The sequence below is a fragment of the Pseudoalteromonas sp. SWN29 genome (assembly GCF_015864465.1).
Lineage (GTDB): Bacteria > Pseudomonadota > Gammaproteobacteria > Enterobacterales > Alteromonadaceae > Pseudoalteromonas.
In genome coordinates, this window is the sequence record NZ_JADYXE010000005.1 from 19,026 (window position 1) to 40,352 (window position 21,327).

Sequence of the window (21,327 nt, forward strand, 5' to 3'; positions counted from 1 at the left end):
CTAAAATATCGCCGTCATGATAGCAACAATTACACAGCAAGATGCCGCGACAGAACTTGTCGCTAATTACCTAAGTACCATTAAAAATCAAGGTTTTACCGGAGATACCGACGCAAGTTACGCAACGCGTATTACTGCTTCAACCGATAACAGTGTGTATCAGGAAATACCGCAAGGTGTTATTTTTCCAAAAAATGAAAAAGATATTCAGCTCGCATTGCAAACAGCATCTCGCGACCCGTTTTTATCATTAACGTTTGGCCCGCGTGGCGGTGGAACAGGTACTAACGGTCAATCGCTAACACCTGGTATTGTTGTAGATTTGTCTCGCTATATGCGCGAAATTCTCGAAATAAATGCAGAAGAAGGCTGGGTACGTGTTCAAACCGGCGTAATAAAAGATCAGCTTAATGATTTTTTGAAGCCTTATGGCTTTTTCTTCTCACCCGATTTATCTACCAGTAACAGGGCAACTATTGGTGGCATGATAAGTACTGACGCATCGGGGCAAGGTTCATTAGTTTACGGCAAAACAAGCGACCATATTTTAGGGTTAACAACTTATTTAGTTGACGGCACACCTATGTGCACTTCACCAATCGACATCGACAAAGCAAAAATTATAGCTGACCAAGACTCACTCATTGGCAATTTATATAAAACAGTTTTAGATATTTCACTTAATGAGCGTGATGCTATTTTAGCTAAGTTCCCTCGGTTAAACCGTTTTTTAACTGGGTATGACCTAGAGCATGTGCTAAGTGATGACTTACTTACTTTTGACATGAGCCGATTGATAACCGGTTCAGAAGGGTCATTAGGTATAGTAACTGAAGCCAAATTAAACCTAACGCCTATTGCCGAATTTAAAACACTTATTAATATTAAATACGATAGTTTTGACTCAGCACTTCGCCATTCACCATTTTTAGTAGATGCACGTGCAACATCAGTAGAAACCGTTGATAGCAAAGTTTTAAACTTAGCGCGCGAAGATATTATTTGGAATTTAGTATCGGACTTAATAACCGACGTACCAAATAAAGATATGCAAGGCCTTAACATGGTCGAATTTAATGCAGTATCAAACGACGATATAAAAGACAAAGTAGACACGCTTTGTAAACTTTTAGATGAATGCGTAGCTAATCAAACTAATGGCGTTATTGGTTATCAGTTAACTAGTGATAAAAGCGATATATTAAAAATTTACGCAATGCGTAAAAAATCAGTGGGTTTACTAGGTAATGTAAAAGGGAGTCAAAAACCACTCGCTTTTGCAGAAGATACCGCAGTAGCACCTGAAAATTTAGCGGATTATATTGTCGAATTTAGAGCATTACTCGACAGCTACAATTTACAATATGGTATGTTTGGTCATGTTGATGCTGGGGTTTTACACGTCCGTCCGGCGCTTGATATGTGCGACCCAGAACAAGAAAAACTGCTACGCACAATTTCAGATCAGGTAGTAAAACTAACCGCTAAGTACGGCGGCTTAATGTGGGGCGAACACGGTAAAGGTTACCGAAGTGAATACAGCCCTGAGTTTTTTGGTGAGCATTTATATACTCAACTTCGTAAAATCAAAACCGCTTTCGATCCTAATAACCGCATTAACCCCGGTAAAATATGTACCCCTATCGATAGTGAAGACTCACTAGTTAGTGTGGACGGACAAAAGAGATCGCACTTTGATAAGCAAATATCAATAGACGTTAAAACTAGTTTTAACAATGCAATGACCTGTAATGGTAATGGCATATGTTTTAATTACGACGAAAACTCACCCATGTGCCCATCGTATAAAGTGACTGGCGATCGCCGTAATTCACCAAAAGGGCGAGCAAGTTTAATGCGTGAATGGTTACGCCTACAAGAATCAAAAGATGTAGATTTACTCGAAGTAGAAAAGCAGCTTAACAAAGGAGAAGTCATTACCTGGTGGGAACGATTTGTTCATAGCCGCGAAAAACGAAAAGGTATCTACGACTTTTCACACGAAGTAAAAGCATCAATGGATGAATGTTTAGCGTGTAAAGCATGTACAACTGCCTGCCCAATAAAAGTAGATGTGCCTACTTTTCGTTCGCGCTTTTTAAATTATTATCATAGTTATTATGCACGCCCACTAAAAGATTACCTTGTTGGTAATATTGAAAACAGCGCGCCATTAATGGCAAAGTTTGCAAAAGTAATAAACCCAATAGTTAAAACATCGCTAGTCAGCAACGTTATTAAAAAAACAGTTGGTTATGTTGATACACCACAGTTAAGTATTCCTGCACTTTCAAAACGTGTTAATAAAGCACAAAAATTTGATTTTGATTTATTAAATACATTAAATGCAGAACAACAAAGCGAATATGTATTAATAGTACAAGACCCATTTACGAGTTTTTACGAAGCCGAACTAGTAGAAAGTTTTATTACGTTAATAACCCAGCTTGGCAAAAAACCAATGCTATTACCTTTTAAACCAAATGGTAAACCGCAACACGTAAAAGGTTTTTTGCATGAATTTAAAGTTACAGCTAAAAATGCAGCCGATTTTTTAAATAAATTAAATGATATTAATGCGCCGTTAGTAGGTTTAGATGCGTCACTCGTTATGTGTTACCGTGATGAATATAATACAATTTTAGAAAATAACCGTGGTGAATTTAATGTTCAACTTGCCCATGAATGGCTCGAAACACAATCGTTTAAATCACTAAGCGCAAAACAAAATACAGATACCGAATTTACATTATTAAGTCACTGTACTGAAACAACTGCGCTGCCAAAAGCGGCAAATGTATGGCAAACAATTTTTAATGATATTGGTTTAACATTAAAAACAACAAATACTGGTTGCTGTGGAATGGCGGGAACTTATGGCCACGAAGCACAAAATCAAGATAACTCACGTGCGCTTTACGAAATGAGTTGGAAACCAATTGTAGATAAAAACAAGCCTGAGCAACTTTTATCTACCGGCTTTTCGTGTCGTAGCCAAGTTAAACGTTTTGAGAAGTTTAAACCAAAACACCCAATTGAATTACTAGCACACGTTCTTAAATAACTTTATAAAATAAGATCACTTAAATAAATTTATTAAATTAGTTCTTAAGAAAAAAGGCGTAACGATTAACTACATCAATGATGAAATAACCGTTACGCCTTTTTTAATACGTATTCTTAATTGCTTACTTTACCCAGTTTAAATAATTATTTTTTAACAAAACTATCGGCAATAGGTTTAGTGCTAATACCATGTATAAATACACTAAACAAAATAGTCGTCATTGCGATTGTCGCTATTTGATATTTGTTTTCTATTTGCGTGTCTATCACCATCAATGTAAAAACAATAGATGCTAATCCCCTTGGTCCAAACCACGCAAACGTAAAACGTTCTTTAATATTCAACGCCGTAAACTGTAGTGACAACATGACCGGAATTATTCTAATTAATGTTGTGCTCAATAAAGCGTAAATTATTATTTCAGCATTTAATTTAGGAATAACTAAGTAAGCGCAAACAAACCCGAACAAGCACCAAATCATTAGCGATGTAAAGTCGGCAATGTGTTCTGAGTCCTCAATTAATTCTGTTCTTACTTCTTCGGTCGAAAATTTATCAAATAATAAACCTGCAACAAACACTGCAATAAAACCACTACCGTGAAAATACTGAGCAATCGAAAAAACAGCCATCGCAAATCCCAGTAATAAAAACGGGCTGGTGTTTTGTGCAAAGTAATGACGCTTCATTGCAAAATTTAAACACGGTATAAAAATAGCGATACTTGTAATAGCTATTAACAAAGCCAAGCCAAGCTCTCGGCCAAACACACTTAATGTTTGTGTTGCAGTAATAGCTGAATCAGGATTTTTAGCGAGTAATATAAATATTAAAAATACAGGTACGCATAATCCATCGTTCAAACCACTTTCAGTATTTATTCCTTCGCGTATTTTTTCAGGCACTTGTGTACTTGCTAATAGCCCTTTGCTTAATGCGGCATCGGTAGGTGTTAAAATAATAGCGAGCAATGCAGCTTGAATAAGTGAAAGTTCAGCAAATAAAAATAAAGCTACGGCAATACCTAGCAATAAAGTTAAGGGCAGGGCAACAAACAATAATAAACTAGGATACTGAAAACTATGCCTTAAAACACTTAACTTTGATTTGGCTGCATCTGAAAATAAAAATATACTCAGCGTGAGTTCTATAAAAGGAAGTAAGAGATCAACATCATCTTTTATTTTATGCCCTTCATTGGGTAGCAACATTGCTAAGCATATTCCGCCAATAACAAAAAACATTGGCCCCGTTACTTCTGTTTTTTCTAATTGGCGAAGTGTTAAAGAATAAATTAAAAATAATCCGCCTATAAATGCAATTACTAAGTACTCCATTAAATTTTCCTCTTTAATCCTGATTTAGCTCGCTCTTTTATATTTGTTTGGATATAAATTTGGTCGGTAGTCGCAATTTTAGAATGCCCTAAATCTTCTGATAAATGTTTAAGCGGTCTAGTTTGCGCATCATGTGTGGCACCAGTATGACGAAGCCAATGGGCAGTTGCAGCACCGAGTTGTTCAGCGTCATCTTTAAAACCATCATCAAGTAATGACTGCTGTGCATAATCAAAACTTTGTTGAACTAAACGCCTAATTTGCCTTACGGTCATACCACCTTGCCCGCGAATTTTATGAACCAAAGGATCTGATTCATCAACACGGGGAAGGGCAGGTAAACCTCTGTATAGTCTATAACGTTTTAAATATTCAACAAAATCATCGCTTAAGGTTACATCTCGTAATTTATTTCCCTTACCCATAATACGTAAAAACCAAAAACCATCGTTATCTTGCCAAAAATGAGACATTACTGGTGACCATTGCGGGCGCTCAGATAATTCAGATATTCGTAAATATAAACCTTTTAAACACGCGAGCGTAAATAGATTTCGCTCTAGCTCTGGGTTCTGTTCGCATAAATCGCGCGTTACACCAAAAACATATTCCCACTGTATATCGCTTAACGTATCAGGAATTTGAATTTGAGATTGCACTACTAAGTACGGGCTATTTTTTTTAACTACAGGCACAAAGTTAGCAAAGGTTTTTTCTTCGAGTAGGGCAAACTTATAAAATACATTTAAAGCAGTAAACATAGACGATAAAGTTTGTTGGCTAGCAATAGATTCTTTGAGCATAAAAGGGCGCCAATTTTGGTTTAATCGGCGAATACCTTGCTCATCTTTATATCGCCATTGCACTGAAGTGGCAGCCCAAGTTTTATCGGGTTCGACCATAAAATCAACATAGGCTTCAATATCTTCGCGTTTTAAATCAAATACTGATTTTTTTGCGATTAACCAAGACCATAAATAAAAGCGTTCAAGCTCATTTCGAAAACGACTATAAGTGGCTTCTGATTTTCGGCCATAAACATACAAAAACTGATATAAGAATATCAGATCGGCCTTTGATTCAGTTACAGTCAAGCCAACTTCCTGTATAAAGGATGCAAGTTCTGGGTATTCTGAATTTAGAGTACCGTCATCTAGATGGGCAATTTGATATCTTAATTGTTTTAACGTATCAACCAAAGCAACAAGCATAATGTATAAATATTCAATTAAATAATAGACTTACAGAATAACGTTAAAGTCCGATACTGTCTAGTATTGGACATAGTGAAGCTCTAATTATTTAAATATCGTGATTATTCTATGGTTGTTGGTTGCTATATCTTATTAAGGAAAAGTTATGAAAAAACTAATTATACTAAGCGTGCTTGCTTTCACTGTAGCATTAACAGGTTGTGCTACTACAGGCAGTGCATCACCAAGTGAAAAACGTTCTTTGGTACAAAGTATGAAAACCAATACACTTGATAAATTATACGCAAAAAAGCCTGATGTTAAACAGCAAATTGCTAATTCAGCTGGTTTTGCTGTTTTTGATAACGCTAATGTAAATGTAGTTTTAGCCAGTTTTGGTGGCGGGTATGGTGTTGTTAAAAATAACCTTACTGGTAAATCGACTTACATGAATATGGGTGAAGCCGGTTTAGGCCTTGGTTTAGGCGTTAAAGATTTTAACGTTGTTATGGTTTTTCATACCCAAGCCGCGTTAAATAGATTTATTGAACATGGTTGGGCATTTGGCGGAAATGCAGATGCTGCAGCAAAATATGGTGATAAAGGTGGCGCTGTAGTTGCCGAAGCTATTGCAGATCAAGTTACTGTATATTCTGTAACCGAAAATGGCCTTGCACTACAAGCAGTATTAAAAGGTACTAAGTTTTGGGTAGATTCAGAGCTTAATTAACCCCTAAATTACTCTCCTAAAAGCGAGCTGGTTTGTATAATCACGCTCGCTGTATTAAAACCTTGCCAATTTAACATAACGTAATTTATGGGTTGTTTAATTACTAGTATATAAATCATGATACTTTTCGTCAGGAACATTATTATTAAAATATTGCTGAGTCGGTTTATACCTAAAAACAACAGCAAGATGTTCACCAATATAACCCTCTATACCCAACCTTGTTTTTTTTAGCCTATAACCTAAAACCAAAAGCTCATCCCTAGAAAATGTGTCTATAACTTGATTGCCTGTTGTCTCAACAACAACAAGTAAATCAACAATCCTATCTTTATAAATTTCTTCGTAAGTTATCATGGCTTTATTATTTTGAATGCTTTCCCTTAATCTTTCATAAGGGTCTGTACTCGGTTTAGGTTTAGACTTAGCTTTTGGCTTTAAACTTGAACCAGTTTCTTTATTTAAATCAATTTTTTCTAAATTCTCGACAGGCCTATTAATAGGTTCTTTTGATTTAGTGTTAACCATTTCAGTATCACCACTAAATAAACCACTTAGAAAATAAATAGCAAAGGCCAAAAGAGCAAAGAAAACTGGAAGATAAAATATAAATTGTTTTGATTTAAATATATTCACCCGGTCATCTGAATAGACATCGACATTGTCAGTTGTTTGTTGATGGCTAAGATAAGAACCAAAGTAAGCTGTATCATACTTCTCTACACCTGATTTTATCTTTTTAAATACAACATCACCTTTAACGCCATTAATAGAACCCTGATACATTTCCCATTTATATTTTTTATCCATGCCGACCATAGATAATTTTAAAAATGTTATTTTACGTTCAATCCTACGCTTCCAAGTAGTATGACAATCTGCAAGAGCTTGACCCATGCAGATTATATCCATACCTCTATGCCTATGCTCTGCGATAAACTGAGTCATTTCATCACTTAGTTTTTGCCTGCCGCTGGGGAAAAAGTTTTGTAATTCATCCAAAACTAATAAAGAGTCATTTTCAACAAGTTCATAAACAGTATGAACTTGCTCCTCTGTAATTTCTGTATAAAGAACTTTTAATTCTTCAACAGTTTTACCTGTAAGCTCACTAACCTTTTCATGGTTAAAACCATTTAAACGGGCGTAAACTTTTCGACCTTTTTTTAAGCTTGGTATTATATGCTTTGCAAGAGCTTCATAACTTTTACCAGAGCCCGGCAAACCTTCGTGAAATATAATCATCTATTTATTACCACATAAATAAAGTTAGAGACTTTCTACTTAACCTGAAAGTATAAGCAGAACCGATTAGGCCAAGGGCAGTATCAAAACCTGTAGCCCCCAGTAAATAGCCTACGTCTGGAGGAATAGCAGCAGTAAAAGCACTGATACCTTGCTCAACAAAGTTAGGAGGTTCAACCATTGAAAAACTAAAACGGAAACCTTGTAATAACAATTCAAATATCTGCAAAGAAAGCCATAAAAAGGCATCAAGCATTAAAGAAAACATTTCATAGAGCCAGTCTATAAAATCTTGCCATGTATCAGTTAAGTAATTAAATAAATCATTCAATTGCAATTCTCCAAGCGAAAAAGCCAGCAACAAGCATTAAAATAGCGCGTATATATGGCAAGATTGATTGAACAGCCGTGGAACAAAACTGGTCAATAGTTATAGTTAAGCTAGAACCAAGTAGGTTTACAGTAGTTGTATAAACTGGACAAGTGCCAGAAAAAGAAGTGACAAAGAAGTTATCAACGGCATGAAATATAGGATTAGAACTCATTGCTTCATTATGTTCTTCAAGAACAGTTCCAAAGTTTGTAGCCTCCCAATCAAAATTTTCTATTTCTAAAAATTTATCAGGCTTAGATGAATAATCTACAGTAGGAATATCACCGTCAATTTCAGTAAAATCTTTTATTAAATCTGTTTGTTTTTTTATTTCAGAAGTCTGAGTTTTTAATTCAGAGACAACAGCATCAACATCTACACCCTCAACCTCTGAGTTTGAACCATCAGGACATGATATAGCAGCACCTTTACTAGTATTTACAACAGTGCAATTTTCACCATCCTCACCATCCTCACCATCATTACCATCTAAACCATTTTTACCATCAATTCCATCTGTTCCATCCTCACCATCCTCACCATCATTACCGTCAGCTCCAGCGATTCCATCTGCCCCATCTTTACCATCAATCCCATCTTTACCATCTTTGCCATCTGAACCATCTGAACCATCTGAACCAGAAGCACCGATTGAACCATTAACACCATTTCTACCATCCGCTCCAGAAGCACCTACATCACCTTTTTGTCCCTTATCACCTTTTTCGCCTTTAAGCTCTCCAGATTGCTTAAGTTGATCAAGATGTTCTTGAGTAATAATAGAGGATTCTATAGCTTGAAAACGCTCATGATTTACAAGAAGTTGGTCAGCATTTTTTTGAATGCCTGTTATATCTATTGTCATTGCGGTAGTTGGACAATCAGCCTGAAAAATGCCATTAGAACCACTTACATAGCAAAATTTATCCTCATCATCTTCGCCATTTTCACCAGTTGAATCGGGAGGTGTATTGCAATTTACAGGCTCTTGTGAGCCATATTGTGATGGTAAATAATAACCGCCTGTATCATCTGTTGAGATATTACATTGTGATTCTGAATCTGGATTGTCATAACAAACATTCGAAGGAGAAACGGCAGTACCAAAAACGTATTGGTCAGACTCGGTTGCATCTGGACATTCATTAGGTTCATAAGGTTTGGCACATTGAACATTTTCACCCTCACCAACTGGAATTACATATTTTGGAAAATCGTCAGGAGGGCATCCAAGAATAGTATCAGTAGGTATGAGCTTGCCAGAGCCATAATAATTATAAACCCTATATATTTCATTATACTCTTTGAAATATATATTATTACCTTCAAAATGAGAAAAACTAAGTAAAGGGTCAGAAATAGAAGATTGGACATAAGATTTACAGGATTCTAAATCATAATCAGTACCAGTTGAATACCCACTATATCCAGAATAACATTGCCCTGTATCTTTAAATGCAGGAGGTTTCAAATCATTAGGATTGTAATCCTGAGCCATTACTAAGGTAGCAAACAAACTAAAAAACATTAAACATACCCAAAGCTTGAGTAATGCAAACGTAAATTTAATTGGATTAAGTAAAATATACTTCAAACCAGACCATGTAAGGGCTGATAATTTAAGCACCTTCGAAACCACGAATAACCGCAACCGCGCAAGCAATACCAAGTAGTGCATAGTAAATACCCCAAATCATAAATAAACTCCAAAAAAAAACCCTGAACGAGAAAGAACAGGGCTTTATATAAATTTTTAAAAAAGATATTAGATTAGTTAAACCAACCAATAACTTTATTAAATCCCCATTTTGCTACACCAGGCAATATTTTAATTGCTGCGATTGCTGTAATTGCTGCAACTACTGTAGTCGCGTCGATTGCTGTTGTGATTGCTGTAAAATCCATAAGTACCCTTTATTATTAAATTAATGATGGTTATCATTTGAAGAATCAAACCAGTTTATGATTGTTCCATAAGCCCACGAGGCTAAGTAACATATTATTACCAATGAAAAGCCACTTATAAAAAGTGATTGCGCCTCTACAATGGAAATTTCGGAAGGGTCGAAAACACTCGAACCTAGAATAAATTGCTGGTACTCGGTAGGCTCTAACATAACAAAACCAGTGCAATCCTGTATTGATTGTGCAGTTGCTTTAAGTTCGCCATATTCGAGTTGAACGCAAGTAGCCATTTTTTTTAACCGCCTAATGAGTCTTTAAAATGCTTTTTAACTTCATGGTCAACTGGGATAAGTTCAACCACTTCATTATCAAAAGTTTGGTCGTTAAATGAAAATTTAAGGTCGTAAGCTTTATCAGAAACAAACGCTTGATTATCAATTAACACATGAGCATAAGCAGTATTTATTGCTATTGGCTCTTTACCGAAAGGTGTACTGGTAGTTTTGCCAGCGGCCTTGCGTTTATATTTTGGTGAATCAACATTATCCAAAGGATAAAGAACTTCGATAATTGCACGCTCAACATCTGGATTCTTTGACTCTGGAAAACTTGTGATTGAAATACCCGCGATAACAATAGCCATGTTAATGACTCCTTAATTTAAGATTTTAAATTTTGAACCCGAACAGTCAGGACAAATTAGTTTGAATGACTTTAAGCAAGTCACTAGCTCACGTTGAATGCCAATAAAATTACATTCTTGGTTTTGACACTTAATTGTTTTAAGATCAAAAGGAAAAGTCATTAAACAACCCTCAACTTTTCAGTTAATATATGTTTATAAATATTAGGAACGTCTAACGACTTCCCAGTTACGTATTTATCAGGAACTAGCAAACCTAAAACAGTTTGCATATCTCCCTCAGTAATTTCTAAAATGTCAGCAAGTGCTTTTCCGCACATACGCCTAACCCATTTAACACGACTTGCTAAATCAGTACCGGCTTTTGATACTTTTGCTGAACTGGATGTTTGAACACCATCGGTATTAATCATTTGTTGTGAAAAGTCACAAATACCCGCAAAGGTAGAATCAGGGTCCAGTAAACAATCAACCGACCATTTTTTTAGTTCAACTTCGTTTCGATACCAAACTAATGATTCGTCATCTATGCCCTGCTCTAATTTTTTGTCATATATGCGCCAGTAAACTGGGCTTGTGCGTTTACCCACCGTGGTCATTTCAACATCAAACTTGCCATCAATAGTGAATGAATGGCGAGGTGACATAGTTGGGTTTGGACCACCTTTTTTACGGGCAAAAGCTTTTTGAAAGAAATTTAGTTCAGCGGCCTTACAGTTAAAAACGTTGTCGAAACAATCGCGGGCAATATCAATGCGCGAAAGTGAGCTAATGCTTAAAACCTTAGATAACCAGTGATGTAAAATAAATGGGGTGGTGTGTGACCATAAGTGTTTGCAGCCCTCACCAGAAATTTGAAAATAAACCGTATCGCGCTGACCACCAATACCAACAAAACCAATTTGAGTGCCTTCACTTGTAACTAAGTTCATAGAATTATGATAACCGTGAAAGCCTTTATCTCGTGGCACTGATAGTTCAAAACCTAAAACGTAGCGGGTAAATACACGCAATGTGTTGATATAAAAATCAGACATTCTTTCATTAATGCGTTGTTTTTGAGTTTCTAAGCTTTTAAGCACTTGTTCAGGTGTTAAACCCTCAGTGTTAAATTCTTCTTTAATATTTGGTACTACTGGGAAAAGTGTTTGAGTATCTACGGTAGAGCCAATAGAGCCAGCACGTTTACAATGGCGCAAATCAGCAAGCGGAAAGCTAAAAGACAAATGGTCTATTATTGTTTGATTTGATTCATGCTTTTTAAAACGCTTAATACGATTGTCTATAAGGTTTTGAGCAGTGTCTGAATATTTGTAATGCATCAAATCACCCCTTCAGCTACTAACTGGCGATAATTTGAATCAGTTATTTCTACTGTTCTGCAATCATGCTCATGTGAAACCCAAGCGCGGAATTGATACATATTATCGAAATAATCATACATACGGACACCGTCCAAATCGTAAGTGACCTGAACCCCCGCTTGTTTATTATTTTCGAAATATATTTTCATTCCATGACCCTGAGAAAATTTGAATAAATGCATTCACCTATGCAGTAAAAAGATTTATACATTAATGCATTCATGAATGCAAGTATGAGCGCATAAATAAATTCAGGCGTGCTATTATTCAAAAATTAGATAAAACAGGCTTAGAGCATGAAAAAGACAGACAGAACCACTATTTCAATTGCAATAGAGCGAAAAATGGAACTCGAAAGGAAGGCAATAGAAATATCTCATAAAACAGGTAAACAAATAAAATGGACTGATGTTGTGCACTACATGATTAACAATTACCAAGCCATGGCTAAGCATGATTTAATAGAAGAAGTAAAAAAAACAGAGTAGTTATTCAGTGTGAGCATAGGTTTAGATAGGAGTTATACCCCGTAATACAGTTACGGGGTTTTTTTACATAGCGCCATGCGTAGGCTTTCAACAAGTTGAAAGGCGACGCATTAGGCGCTAAGAGAGAAAAAGAAAAGTTTATCAGTGGGCGCGTTGCGCTAGGATATTTTATTAAGCGGACTGGGTTATTGGATGCGGCCATTTATCTAATGGTCTTTATATTAATTCTGTGTGTGGCCTTTCATGAAGCAAAGCTTCATAGGTTCCTATCATAAAGTCTCCAGTGGTACGTAATAATTGATTTTAATTATTACGTACCCTTACTATTAGTATGGTTATTTGCACTCCCCATAAATCACATTATGTTACGGGTTGCAGCCGCTACGCTTAAAAGGGCTTTTGCTGCAATTCGTGTGCGCTTACGCTATTTTGCACACGAAAAACCACAAACGCCCCGCCATTTAGATATTTTGGCGGGGCGTTTTCTCAACATAAAGTTTATGAATTTATGGGTTGTTTAATTACTAGTATATAAATCATGATACTTTTCGTCAGGAACATTATTATTAAAATATTGCTGAGTCGGTTTATACCTAAAAACAACAGCAAGATGTTCACCAATATAACCCTCTATACCCAACCTTGTTTTTTTTAGCCTATAACCTAAAACCAAAAGCTCATCCCTAGAAAATGTGTCTATAACTTGATTGCCTGTTGTCTCAACAACAACAAGTAAATCAACAATCCTATCTTTATAAATTTCTTCGTAAGTTATCATGGCTTTATTATTTTGAATGCTTTCCCTTAATCTTTCATAAGGGTCTGTACTCGGTTTAGGTTTAGACTTAGCTTTTGGCTTTAAACTTGAACCAGTTTCTTTATTTAAATCAATTTTTTCTAAATTCTCGACAGGCCTATTAATAGGTTCTTTTGATTTAGTGTTAACCATTTCAGTATCACCACTAAATAAACCACTTAGAAAATAAATAGCAAAGGCCAAAAGAGCAAAGAAAACTGGAAGATAAAATATAAATTGTTTTGATTTAAATATATTCACCCGGTCATCTGAATAGACATCGACATTGTCAGTTGTTTGTTGATGGCTAAGATAAGAACCAAAGTAAGCTGTATCATACTTCTCTACACCTGATTTTATCTTTTTAAATACAACATCACCTTTAACGCCATTAATAGAACCCTGATACATTTCCCATTTATATTTTTTATCCATGCCGACCATAGATAATTTTAAAAATGTTATTTTACGTTCAATCCTACGCTTCCAAGTAGTATGACAATCTGCAAGAGCTTGACCCATGCAGATTATATCCATACCTCTATGCCTATGCTCTGCGATAAACTGAGTCATTTCATCACTTAGTTTTTGCCTGCCGCTGGGGAAAAAGTTTTGTAATTCATCCAAAACTAATAAAGAGTCATTTTCAACAAGTTCATAAACAGTATGAACTTGCTCCTCTGTAATTTCTGTATAAAGAACTTTTAATTCTTCAACAGTTTTACCTGTAAGCTCACTAACCTTTTCATGGTTAAAACCATTTAAACGGGCGTAAACTTTTCGACCTTTTTTTAAGCTTGGTATTATATGCTTTGCAAGAGCTTCATAACTTTTACCAGAGCCCGGCAAACCTTCGTGAAATATAATCATCTATTTATTACCACATAAATAAAGTTAGAGACTTTCTACTTAACCTGAAAGTATAAGCAGAACCGATTAGGCCAAGGGCAGTATCAAAACCTGTAGCCCCCAGTAAATAGCCTACGTCTGGAGGAATAGCAGCAGTAAAAGCACTGATACCTTGCTCAACAAAGTTAGGAGGTTCAACCATTGAAAAACTAAAACGGAAACCTTGTAATAACAATTCAAATATCTGCAAAGAAAGCCATAAAAAGGCATCAAGCATTAAAGAAAACATTTCATAGAGCCAGTCTATAAAATCTTGCCATGTATCAGTTAAGTAATTAAATAAATCATTCAATTGCAATTCTCCAAGCGAAAAAGCCAGCAACAAGCATTAAAATAGCGCGTATATATGGCAAGATTGATTGAACAGCCGTGGAACAAAACTGGTCAATAGTTATAGTTAAGCTAGAACCAAGTAGGTTTACAGTAGTTGTATAAACTGGACAAGTGCCAGAAAAAGAAGTGACAAAGAAGTTATCAACGGCATGAAATATAGGATTAGAACTCATTGCTTCATTATGTTCTTCAAGAACAGTTCCAAAGTTTGTAGCCTCCCAATCAAAATTTTCTATTTCTAAAAATTTATCAGGCTTAGATGAATAATCTACAGTAGGAATATCACCGTCAATTTCAGTAAAATCTTTTATTAAATCTGTTTGTTTTTTTATTTCAGAAGTCTGAGTTTTTAATTCAGAGACAACAGCATCAACATCTACACCCTCAACCTCTGAGTTTGAACCATCAGGACATGATATAGCAGCACCTTTACTAGTATTTACAACAGTGCAATTTTCACCATCCTCACCATCCTCACCATCATTACCATCTAAACCATTTTTACCATCAATTCCATCTGTTCCATCCTCACCATCCTCACCATCATTACCGTCAGCTCCAGCGATTCCATCTGCCCCATCTTTACCATCAATCCCATCTTTACCATCTTTGCCATCTGAACCATCTGAACCATCTGAACCAGAAGCACCGATTGAACCATTAACACCATTTCTACCATCCGCTCCAGAAGCACCTACATCACCTTTTTGTCCCTTATCACCTTTTTCGCCTTTAAGCTCTCCAGATTGCTTAAGTTGATCAAGATGTTCTTGAGTAATAATAGAGGATTCTATAGCTTGAAAACGCTCATGATTTACAAGAAGTTGGTCAGCATTTTTTTGAATGCCTGTTATATCTATTGTCATTGCGGTAGTTGGACAATCAGCCTGAAAAATGCCATTAGAACCACTTACATAGCAAAATTTATCCTCATCATCTTCGCCATTTTCACCAGTTGAATCGGGAGGTGTATTGCAATTTACAGGCTCTTGTGAGCCATATTGTGATGGTAAATAATAACCGCCTGTATCATCTGTTGAGATATTACATTGTGATTCTGAATCTGGATTGTCATAACAAACATTCGAAGGAGAAACGGCAGTACCAAAAACGTATTGGTCAGACTCGGTTGCATCTGGACATTCATTAGGTTCATAAGGTTTGGCACATTGAACATTTTCACCCTCACCAACTGGAATTACATATTTTGGAAAATCGTCAGGAGGGCATCCAAGAATAGTATCAGTAGGTATGAGCTTGCCAGAGCCATAATAATTATAAACCCTATATATTTCATTATACTCTTTGAAATATATATTATTACCTTCAAAATGAGAAAAACTAAGTAAAGGGTCAGAAATAGAAGATTGGACATAAGATTTACAGGATTCTAAATCATAATCAGTACCAGTTGAATACCCACTATATCCAGAATAACATTGCCCTGTATCTTTAAATGCAGGAGGTTTCAAATCATTAGGATTGTAATCCTGAGCCATTACTAAGGTAGCAAACAAACTAAAAAACATTAAACATACCCAAAGCTTGAGTAATGCAAACGTAAATTTAATTGGATTAAGTAAAATATACTTCAAACCAGACCATGTAAGGGCTGATAATTTAAGCACCTTCGAAACCACGAATAACCGCAACCGCGCAAGCAATACCAAGTAGTGCATAGTAAATACCCCAAATCATAAATAAACTCCAAAAAAAAACCCTGAACGAGAAAGAACAGGGCTTTATATAAATTTTTAAAAAAGATATTAGATTAGTTAAACCAACCAATAACTTTATTAAATCCCCATTTTGCTACACCAGGCAATATTTTAATTGCTGCGATTGCTGTAATTGCTGCAACTACTGTAGTCGCGTCGATTGCTGTTGTGATTGCTGTAAAATCCATAAGTACCCTTTATTATTAAATTAATGATGGTTATCATTTGAAGAATCAAACCAGTTTATGATTGTTCCATAAGCCCACGAGGCTAAGTAACATATTATTACCAATGAAAAGCCACTTATAAAAAGTGATTGCGCCTCTACAATGGAAATTTCGGAAGGGTCGAAAACACTCGAACCTAGAATAAATTGCTGGTACTCGGTAGGCTCTAACATAACAAAACCAGTGCAATCCTGTATTGATTGTGCAGTTGCTTTAAGTTCGCCATATTCGAGTTGAACGCAAGTAGCCATTTTTTTTAACCGCCTAATGAGTCTTTAAAATGCTTTTTAACTTCATGGTCAACTGGGATAAGTTCAACCACTTCATTATCAAAAGTTTGGTCGTTAAATGAAAATTTAAGGTCGTAAGCTTTATCAGAAACAAACGCTTGATTATCAATTAACACATGAGCATAAGCAGTATTTATTGCTATTGGCTCTTTACCGAAAGGTGTACTGGTAGTTTTGCCAGCGGCCTTGCGTTTATATTTTGGTGAATCAACATTATCCAAAGGATAAAGAACTTCGATAATTGCACGCTCAACATCTGGATTCTTTGACTCTGGAAAACTTGTGATTGAAATACCCGCGATAACAATAGCCATGTTAATGACTCCTTAATTTAAGATTTTAAATTTTGAACCCGAACAGTCAGGACAAATTAGTTTGAATGACTTTAAGCAAGTCACTAGCTCACGTTGAATGCCAATAAAATTACATTCTTGGTTTTGACACTTAATTGTTTTAAGATCAAAAGGAAAAGTCATTAAACAACCCTCAACTTTTCAGTTAATATATGTTTATAAATATTAGGAACGTCTAACGACTTCCCAGTTACGTATTTATCAGGAACTAGCAAACCTAAAACAGTTTGCATATCTCCCTCAGTAATTTCTAAAATGTCAGCAAGTGCTTTTCCGCACATACGCCTAACCCATTTAACACGACTTGCTAAATCAGTACCGGCTTTTGATACTTTTGCTGAACTGGATGTTTGAACACCATCGGTATTAATCATTTGTTGTGAAAAGTCACAAATACCCGCAAAGGTAGAATCAGGGTCCAGTAAACAATCAACCGACCATTTTTTTAGTTCAACTTCGTTTCGATACCAAACTAATGATTCGTCATCTATGCCCTGCTCTAATTTTTTGTCATATATGCGCCAGTAAACTGGGCTTGTGCGTTTACCCACCGTGGTCATTTCAACATCAAACTTGCCATCAATAGTGAATGAATGGCGAGGTGACATAGTTGGGTTTGGACCACCTTTTTTACGGGCAAAAGCTTTTTGAAAGAAATTTAGTTCAGCGGCCTTACAGTTAAAAACGTTGTCGAAACAATCGCGGGCAATATCAATGCGCGAAAGTGAGCTAATGCTTAAAACCTTAGATAACCAGTGATGTAAAATAAATGGGGTGGTGTGTGACCATAAGTGTTTGCAGCCCTCACCAGAAATTTGAAAATAAACCGTATCGCGCTGACCACCAATACCAACAAAACCAATTTGAGTGCCTTCACTTGTAACTAAGTTCATAGAATTATGATAACCGTGAAAGCCTTTATCTCGTGGCACTGATAGTTCAAAACCTAAAACGTAGCGGGTAAATACACGCAATGTGTTGATATAAAAATCAGACATTCTTTCATTAATGCGTTGTTTTTGAGTTTCTAAGCTTTTAAGCACTTGTTCAGGTGTTAAACCCTCAGTGTTAAATTCTTCTTTAATATTTGGTACTACTGGGAAAAGTGTTTGAGTATCTACGGTAGAGCCAATAGAGCCAGCACGTTTACAATGGCGCAAATCAGCAAGCGGAAAGCTAAAAGACAAATGGTCTATTATTGTTTGATTTGATTCATGCTTTTTAAAACGCTTAATACGATTGTCTATAAGGTTTTGAGCAGTGTCTGAATATTTGTAATGCATCAAATCACCCCTTCAGCTACTAACTGGCGATAATTTGAATCAGTTATTTCTACTGTTCTGCAATCATGCTCATGTGAAACCCAAGCGCGGAATTGATACATATTATCGAAATAATCATACATACGGACACCGTCCAAATCGTAAGTGACCTGAACCCCCGCTTGTTTATTATTTTCGAAATATATTTTCATTCCATGACCCTGAGAAAATTTGAATAAATGCATTCACCTATGCAGTAAAAAGATTTATACATTAATGCATTCATGAATGCAAGTATGAGCGCATAAATAAATTCAGGCGTGCTATTATTCAAAAATTAGATAAAACAGGCTTAGAGCATGAAAAAGACAGACAGAACCACTATTTCAATTGCAATAGAGCGAAAAATGGAACTCGAAAGGAAGGCAATAGAAATATCTCATAAAACAGGTAAACAAATAAAATGGACTGATGTTGTGCACTACATGATTAACAATTACCAAGCCATGGCTAAGGATGATTTAATAGAAGAAGAAAAAAAAACAGAGTAGTTATTCAGTGTGAGCATAGGTTTAGATAGGAGTTATACCCCGTAATACAGTTACGGGGTTTTTTTACATAGCGCCATGCGTAGGCTTTCAACAAGTTGAAAGGCGACGCATTAGGCGCTAAGAGAGAAAAAGAAAAGTTTATCAGTGGGCGCGTTGCGCTAGGATATTTTATTAAGCGGACTGGGTTATTGGATGCGGCCATTTATCTAATGGTCTTTATATTAATTCTGTGTGTGGCCTTTCATGAAGCAAAGCTTCATAGGTTCCTATCATAAAGTCTCCAGTGGTACGTAATAATTGATTTTAATTATTACGTACCCTTACTATTAGTATGGTTATTTGCACTCCCCATAAATCACATTATGTTACGGGTTGCAGCCGCTACGCTTAAAAGGGCTTTTGCTGCAATTCGTGTGCGCTTACGCTATTTTGCACACGAAAAACCACAAACGCCCCGCCATTTAGATATTTTGGCGGGGCGTTTTCTCAACATAAAGTTTATGAATTTATGGGTTATTTAACAACCAAAAAGGCTTTTCGCCTTTTATTATATCTGCACACTGTAGCTTATGGTATGTTTTCAACTTTCAATTCGTCTCTAGTTTTTATGGTACATAAAGAGTAAAATCCAAATGTCATAATTTTTCTTAAAATAGATTAATTAATATAAAAAGGACCTCAATTGATTAATAATACTATCTGCCCATACTGCCGGTGTACTTTAGAGATTAAAACTGAAAATAATGCTAGAAGCCGTTCTGTAGAGCATTTAATAGCAAATACCTGTCTTTCTAATAAGAGAAATAAAGGTGAAGGTGAGTTTTATGCTTGTAGAGAATGTAACTCAGCAAAATCAAAGTTGGATGAAATAGTCGGCTTATTTACTAAAGCACAGTCAGATGATCAGTATTTTGCTTATAAATCTTTGGAAAAAACAGTCCTAAAAAACAAGTCAATTCCATATAGATATGAAGCCATGATTGATTCTGCACAAAATTTAAAAGAAGGTATACGTGTTAACCTTCCGTTAACTGATTCTGAATTAATTGAATATGCTGATTATCTTGGTAAAGGTATGTACTTTATAATGAATGGTAAAGTTTTTAACCCTTCTCGATTTGTTATGATTATAAAGTTTTTACTAAAGAGTTTCATAATCAATTCAAAAGTTTTTACCATACTAAACAAGGCACAAACCCAATTAAAGATTTAGAAAAGAATCCTAAATCAATTGTAATAGCAGAGAATGAATGTAACATCTGGGCTGAAAAAATGTCCTATTTGATAACTTATCATCATTATTTTTCTTTTAGTATAAAAATAAAAAAAAGAAATAAGTTAAACGAAGAAGCTTCTTACAACTCATTGAAAGCTATTCATTGCTCAATGCCTAAAAATTAACTTTAATGATGGTTAGTTGTATTTTAAAAAAATTTATTTACAGATTATTTTTCAAATCAATAAATTGGTTTCACTTAATTTCTTTTCAAACGCTTCAGCCAGTTTTTCAGTTTCACTAAAAACTGTATTCCAATATTTTATACGCGTGTCTGCATCTAGATCGGTAAAATCGTTCCTGTCTGGAATTTTTCCGTAAGGTAAGCTTGCTATAAATTCTTTTGATGGGGTGATCATCACTACGTTGTCGTAATTAAGTGGCGACACTTTACGTTTTAAATTTTTATCGAACCACCCTGCTTTTGGCTCGCTATTAAAATGCGGATATAAAATAAGTCCTGGGTTATTAATTTTTAAATCAAAGTGGTAGTCAATAATTCCACCATCGCGATATATGCCAGGTGGTGAGCCTGCAATATTTTTTATGCCTTGCATAACAAGCGGGATAGAGCCTGATGCAAGTAATGCATCTTTTAAATTGTTTTGAGTAAGTGCTATGTTTTGTGTTTTAAAATTATAGCTATCGGTAATTGATAAGTCACTTGTTGTTGGGCCAAATATAAAACGCTCATACTGCGAGCCTAATAATTTTCGGTTAACGCGGTTTAGTATATAACTCTTTGATAAACCCAGTAGCTGTATTAATTTATTTTCGCTGGCAATAAAGCCATTTGATTTAGCTACTATAAAGTGCGCTTTAAATACGGGGTTGTTTATAATTTCGGTTACACCGTTATCGCCAAATACATCTTCAAGCAATGCGCGCGCTTTTATTGTTATTTCATTTGGTGTTGGTTTGTTACTTGAGTATCGGGTTTGCGAATACGATTTGGCTAAGCGCTCAATGGCTGCAACGGGATCGTTTTGTGCAAAACACGCAGAGCGAAATGCGCCAGCAGATGAGCCAATTAAATTAAGTGGTGAGTTCGGTTTTTAAAAAATTCACCAAAAATATATTTATCTAAACCAAATAACGTAAACCATTTTGGGCCACCACTTGCGCCTAAAAATGAGGTGAAAAGTTCTGGTTTAAAGCCCTGTTCGTTTATTATTTTTGCTGCGGTTTTACCTGCGTGGATCTCGATCATCTAAAAAACTATGCCTTTATTATTGGTTATTTTAGTTGTTTATTTAAAACTTAAAAT

23 protein-coding genes and 1 pseudogene are annotated in these 21,327 nt (G+C 35.6%); 5 read left to right on the plus strand and 19 right to left on the minus strand.

Annotated features, from left to right (window positions below; all coding sequences use genetic code 11):
• Positions 1–16 precede the first annotated feature (16 nt).
• A complete protein-coding gene (gene ydiJ / locus I6F53_RS02770; RefSeq protein ID WP_197238392.1) occupies positions 17–3,064 on the plus strand; it encodes a D-2-hydroxyglutarate dehydrogenase YdiJ in 3,048 nt (1,015 codons plus the stop codon).
• A gap of 146 nt (positions 3,065–3,210) precedes the next feature.
• Here the strand turns inward: ydiJ and I6F53_RS02775 are convergent, their stop codons facing one another.
• Both I6F53_RS02775 and I6F53_RS02780 read right to left on the minus strand, forming a co-directional pair.
• Positions 3,211–4,404: a cation:proton antiporter gene (locus I6F53_RS02775; RefSeq protein WP_197238393.1), complete on the minus strand. Its 1,194-nt coding sequence runs from the start codon at positions 4,402–4,404 to the stop codon at positions 3,211–3,213.
• Positions 4,404–5,615 (minus strand): tyrosine-type recombinase/integrase, encoded by a 1,212-nt coding sequence (locus I6F53_RS02780; RefSeq protein ID WP_197238394.1) that lies wholly within the window; start codon positions 5,613–5,615, stop codon positions 4,404–4,406. Before I6F53_RS02780 ends, I6F53_RS02775 begins: the two co-directional genes overlap by 1 nt.
• 148 nt (positions 5,616–5,763) lie before the next feature.
• Here I6F53_RS02780 and I6F53_RS02785 point away from each other — a divergent pair, with 148 nt between their 5' ends.
• A complete protein-coding gene (locus I6F53_RS02785) occupies positions 5,764–6,327 on the plus strand; it encodes a YSC84-related protein (protein WP_197238396.1) in 564 nt (187 codons plus the stop codon).
• Positions 6,328–6,423: 96 nt separating this feature from the next.
• Here the strand turns inward: I6F53_RS02785 and I6F53_RS02790 are convergent, their stop codons facing one another.
• From I6F53_RS02790 to I6F53_RS02820, 8 genes are all read right to left on the minus strand, one after another.
• Positions 6,424–7,572 carry a zonular occludens toxin domain-containing protein gene (locus I6F53_RS02790; protein WP_197238397.1) on the minus strand — a complete coding sequence of 383 codons (1,149 nt, stop codon included), beginning with the start codon at positions 7,570–7,572 and terminating at the stop codon, positions 6,424–6,426.
• A 7-nt stretch (positions 7,573–7,579) separates the two neighbouring features.
• On the minus strand, positions 7,580–7,903 hold the full coding sequence (locus I6F53_RS02795; protein ID WP_197238398.1) for a DUF2523 family protein: 324 nt from the start codon (positions 7,901–7,903) through the stop codon (positions 7,580–7,582).
• Positions 7,896–9,572 carry a collagen-like protein gene (locus I6F53_RS02800; protein WP_197238399.1) on the minus strand — a complete coding sequence of 559 codons (1,677 nt, stop codon included), beginning with the start codon at positions 9,570–9,572 and terminating at the stop codon, positions 7,896–7,898. Before I6F53_RS02800 ends, I6F53_RS02795 begins: the two co-directional genes overlap by 8 nt.
• A gap of 143 nt (positions 9,573–9,715) precedes the next feature.
• The gene (locus I6F53_RS20745; protein WP_269435939.1) at positions 9,716–9,850 is read right to left on the minus strand and encodes a hypothetical protein; all 135 of its coding nucleotides are present in this window, start codon (positions 9,848–9,850) and stop codon (positions 9,716–9,718) included.
• A gap of 20 nt (positions 9,851–9,870) precedes the next feature.
• Positions 9,871–10,140 (minus strand): hypothetical protein, encoded by a 270-nt coding sequence (locus tag I6F53_RS02805; RefSeq protein ID WP_197238400.1) that lies wholly within the window; start codon positions 10,138–10,140, stop codon positions 9,871–9,873.
• 5 nt (positions 10,141–10,145) lie between these two features.
• Positions 10,146–10,493 (minus strand): DUF1293 family protein, encoded by a 348-nt coding sequence (locus I6F53_RS02810; RefSeq protein WP_197238402.1) that lies wholly within the window; start codon positions 10,491–10,493, stop codon positions 10,146–10,148.
• Between the two features lie 161 nt (positions 10,494–10,654).
• The gene (locus I6F53_RS02815) at positions 10,655–11,815 is read right to left on the minus strand and encodes a replication initiation factor domain-containing protein (protein WP_197238403.1); all 1,161 of its coding nucleotides are present in this window, start codon (positions 11,813–11,815) and stop codon (positions 10,655–10,657) included.
• Positions 11,815–12,006: a hypothetical protein gene (locus I6F53_RS02820; protein ID WP_197238405.1), complete on the minus strand. Its 192-nt coding sequence runs from the start codon at positions 12,004–12,006 to the stop codon at positions 11,815–11,817. Before I6F53_RS02820 ends, I6F53_RS02815 begins: the two co-directional genes overlap by 1 nt.
• A gap of 147 nt (positions 12,007–12,153) precedes the next feature.
• On the opposite strand from I6F53_RS02820, the gene I6F53_RS02825 reads away from it, so the two are divergent.
• Positions 12,154–12,345, plus strand: coding sequence for a hypothetical protein (locus tag I6F53_RS02825; protein ID WP_197238407.1), 192 nt, complete (start codon positions 12,154–12,156; stop codon positions 12,343–12,345).
• Between the two features lie 517 nt (positions 12,346–12,862).
• On the opposite strand, the gene I6F53_RS02830 is transcribed toward I6F53_RS02825, so the two are convergent.
• The 8 genes from I6F53_RS02830 to I6F53_RS02860 form a co-directional block, all read right to left on the minus strand.
• Positions 12,863–14,011: a zonular occludens toxin domain-containing protein gene (locus I6F53_RS02830; protein WP_197238397.1), complete on the minus strand. Its 1,149-nt coding sequence runs from the start codon at positions 14,009–14,011 to the stop codon at positions 12,863–12,865.
• A gap of 7 nt (positions 14,012–14,018) precedes the next feature.
• Positions 14,019–14,342, minus strand: coding sequence for a DUF2523 family protein (locus I6F53_RS02835; protein WP_197238398.1), 324 nt, complete (start codon positions 14,340–14,342; stop codon positions 14,019–14,021).
• Positions 14,335–16,011, minus strand: coding sequence for a collagen-like protein (locus I6F53_RS02840; protein WP_197238399.1), 1,677 nt, complete (start codon positions 16,009–16,011; stop codon positions 14,335–14,337). The genes I6F53_RS02835 and I6F53_RS02840 overlap by 8 nt, the downstream gene beginning before the upstream one ends.
• A gap of 143 nt (positions 16,012–16,154) precedes the next feature.
• Positions 16,155–16,289 (minus strand): hypothetical protein, encoded by a 135-nt coding sequence (locus tag I6F53_RS20750; RefSeq protein ID WP_269435939.1) that lies wholly within the window; start codon positions 16,287–16,289, stop codon positions 16,155–16,157.
• A gap of 20 nt (positions 16,290–16,309) precedes the next feature.
• Positions 16,310–16,579, minus strand: coding sequence for a hypothetical protein (locus tag I6F53_RS02845; protein ID WP_197238400.1), 270 nt, complete (start codon positions 16,577–16,579; stop codon positions 16,310–16,312).
• Between the two features lie 5 nt (positions 16,580–16,584).
• Complete coding sequence (locus tag I6F53_RS02850; protein ID WP_197238402.1) at positions 16,585–16,932, minus strand: DUF1293 family protein; 348 nt, start codon at positions 16,930–16,932, stop codon at positions 16,585–16,587.
• Between the two features lie 161 nt (positions 16,933–17,093).
• Positions 17,094–18,254, minus strand: coding sequence for a replication initiation factor domain-containing protein (locus I6F53_RS02855; RefSeq protein WP_197238403.1), 1,161 nt, complete (start codon positions 18,252–18,254; stop codon positions 17,094–17,096).
• The gene (locus tag I6F53_RS02860) at positions 18,254–18,445 is read right to left on the minus strand and encodes a hypothetical protein (RefSeq protein WP_197238405.1); all 192 of its coding nucleotides are present in this window, start codon (positions 18,443–18,445) and stop codon (positions 18,254–18,256) included. The genes I6F53_RS02855 and I6F53_RS02860 overlap by 1 nt, the downstream gene beginning before the upstream one ends.
• A gap of 147 nt (positions 18,446–18,592) precedes the next feature.
• On the opposite strand from I6F53_RS02860, the gene I6F53_RS02865 reads away from it, so the two are divergent.
• Both I6F53_RS02865 and I6F53_RS02870 read left to right on the plus strand, forming a co-directional pair.
• Positions 18,593–18,784 (plus strand): hypothetical protein, encoded by a 192-nt coding sequence (locus I6F53_RS02865; protein WP_182758572.1) that lies wholly within the window; start codon positions 18,593–18,595, stop codon positions 18,782–18,784.
• Between the two features lie 682 nt (positions 18,785–19,466).
• On the plus strand, positions 19,467–19,997 hold the full coding sequence (locus I6F53_RS02870; RefSeq protein WP_197238408.1) for a hypothetical protein: 531 nt from the start codon (positions 19,467–19,469) through the stop codon (positions 19,995–19,997).
• A gap of 239 nt (positions 19,998–20,236) precedes the next feature.
• Here the strand turns inward: I6F53_RS02870 and I6F53_RS02875 are convergent.
• A pseudogene (locus I6F53_RS02875) lies at positions 20,237–21,270 on the minus strand (patatin-like phospholipase family protein).
• Positions 21,271–21,327 lie beyond the last annotated feature (57 nt).